The organism is Pelatocladus sp. (genome assembly GCF_059505505.1).
In genome coordinates this window covers 1-2,720 of sequence record NZ_JCACKS010000184.1, presented here as the reverse complement: position 1 = coordinate 2,720, position 2,720 = coordinate 1, and the positions used below count along the sequence as shown (strand labels likewise).

The 2,720-nt window shown below is 40.6% G+C and carries 2 protein-coding genes; both read left to right on the top strand.

All coding sequences use genetic code 11. From position 1 onward, the window contains the following. The first annotated feature begins 576 nt into the window (after positions 1-576). Positions 577-1,758 carry an aldo/keto reductase gene (locus AC5JMK_RS14180; RefSeq protein WP_495910395.1) on the top strand — a complete coding sequence of 394 codons (1,182 nt, stop codon included), beginning with the start codon at positions 577-579 and terminating at the stop codon, positions 1,756-1,758. Positions 1,759-1,827: 69 nt separating this feature from the next. Further along, on the top strand, positions 1,828-2,595 hold the full coding sequence (locus tag AC5JMK_RS14175) for a superoxide dismutase (RefSeq protein WP_495910394.1): 768 nt from the start codon (positions 1,828-1,830) through the stop codon (positions 2,593-2,595). Positions 2,596-2,720 lie beyond the last annotated feature (125 nt).

Here is a 2,720-nt window from a genome sequence, read left to right as displayed (position 1 = left end):
TGCTAGCGGGGCATTATACCTTATTTGTTTTCCTTTTTTTGTTTAAGTCCCGTTAATAAGCTGCGGTGTACACATAAATCCTCTGATCCCCCTAAATCCCCCTTTTTAAGGGGGACTTTGATTCTAGTTCCCCCTTTTTTAAGGGGGGTTAGGGGGGATCAAAACGCTACTAGGCAACTTTATAAGACTTCTGTGTACACCGCAGCCCTTAAAAAATCTATGCTTCAAAACGAGAAATACAGACTTCCATATTTTTATTTTTTCGTATGAAACCACCCTGCTAAGCGCGTGCGCTTAGGGGAGGTTTTGGCGTTAGACAAAACCGGGGTGGGGGCAAAATACGGTTCGGTTAAGGATTTTTCGCATGATTTGGGAATGTAGAGACGTTGCAGTGCAACGTCTCTGGTGGGTTTAAATACCAATCGATTTGTCTTATCCGAACCGTATTGGGGGTGGGGGAGCGAATGATTTCGCTCGAATAATAGAGTACTACTTAATTACAATGAGTTTGTTGGTTGTTCTTTGGGACAAATACCAAACAATAAACAACAAACAACAAAATTACCTATATCTTTGATGCTATACAGAAGATTTGGTCGTACAGAATTACAAATACCTGTGTTTTCCTGTGGAGGTATGCGATACCAATATAAATGGCAAGATGTACCACAGTGGCAGATCCCCCGTGATCATCAAGCAAATTTGGCAGCCACAATTCGACGTTCCATAGAATTAGGCATTAATCATATCGAAACTGCCCGTGGTTACGGTAGTTCGGAAATGCAGTTAGGTAAAATTCTACCTCAACTTCCCCGCGACAAATTAATTGTTCAGACTAAAATCAGTCCTAGTGCAGATGCAAAGAAATTCCTCAGTGAATTTGAAAAATCACTGCAATATCTGCGTTTAGATTATATTGATTTACTGGGAATACACGGCATAAATAATTCTGAATTTTTGAACTATACCATTCGTCCGGGTGGTTGTTTAGAAGTGGCACAAAAATTACAAGCCCAAGGTAAAGTGAGGTTTATTGGCTTTTCTACTCATGGTTCCACAGATACTATTATCCAAGCAATTAACACTAATCAATTCGATTACGTGAATTTGCACTGGTATTATATTAATCAATTGAATTGGGCTGCGATTGAGGCTGCTACTGAACATGACATGGGTGTGTTTATTATTAGTCCATCTGATAAGGGAGGAAGACTATATCATCCGCCAGAAAAACTAGTCAAACTTTGTTCTCCTTTGAGTCCGATGGTATTTAATGATTTGTTTTGTCTAAATCATCCCCAAATACATACTTTAAGTTTAGGAGCAGCAAGACCCACAGACTTTGACGAACACTTGAAAACTTTAGATTTGCTAGATCAAGCCTGGGAAATTTTGCCACCAATTTTGACACGTTTAGAGGAAGCAGCCATTACTAGTCTAGGAGAAGATTGGGTAAAAACTTGGCATGTTAATTTACCCACTTACGAACAAACTCCAAAACAGGTGAATATTCCGGTAATTTTGTGGCTGTGGAATTTAGCGATCGCCTACGACATGATAGATTATACCAAAATGCGCTACAACCTACTTGGCAATGGTAGTCACTGGTTTCCTGGTGAAAAAGCAGAGCAAATAGATAAACTAGACTTGCAGCCATGTCTGAGTCACAGTCCCCATGCAAACAAAATTCCTAGTATCCTTGCACAAGCACATCAAATCTTCCAAGGTGAAGCAGTACAGAGATTATCACGGAGTTAATTGACCAAAATCTACGAAAATAATAACTGCAAACCAATTTCGCGAATGTATTTGCTTGGTGTAAATCTTATGACTCTTAAACGTCGGCATTTTCTAGTTTTGCTTGGTGCAGGTGTAGGTGCTTTTGCTTTGGATTCTTGCGCCTCTGCAAGCACTCCTAACCCCACTTCTCCAACTTCTTCAGCTTCTCCAACTTCTCCAAGTTCCAATAAATCAGATAATTCTGGAGCAATTCAACTACCACCTTTGCCTTATGATTACAATGCCTTAGAACCACACATCGATGCAGCCACAATGCGCTTTCATCATGACAAACACCATGCAGCCTATGTCAAAAATCTGAATGCAGCATTAGACAAATATCCAGAACTCAAAAACAAAAACGTAGAAGATTTACTGCGTAATCTTAACAGCGTTCCTGAAGATATTCGCACAACGGTACGCAATAATGGTGGTGGTCATATTAACCACTCAATGTTTTGGCTGATTATGAAACCCAACGGTGGTGGTGAACCAACCGGGGCGATCGCTGATGCTATCAAAGAAAATTTTGGCAGTTTTGCAGATTTCAAAAAACAGTTCAACGATGCGGGTACTAAACGTTTTGGTAGTGGTTGGGCTTGGCTTGTCCGCAATCAAGATGGCAAACTTGAAGTTGTCAACACACCCAATCAAGATACTCCTCTAAGCGAAGGTAAATATCCGATTATGGGTAATGATGTATGGGAACATGCTTATTACCTCAAATACCAAAACCGCCGCGCCGATTATTTAGACGCTTGGTGGAACGTCCTGAATTGGGATGAAATTAACAAACGATTCGCAGCAGCAACTTAAGCGGTTTCCTATCCAAATTGTAGTGTGCGTTATGGCGTTCTGCCTAATATCAGGTTCGCTTGATTACTTAATAATTCCCTTTGAACCCCACCCCGGTTTTGTCTAACGCCAAAACCTCCCCTAAG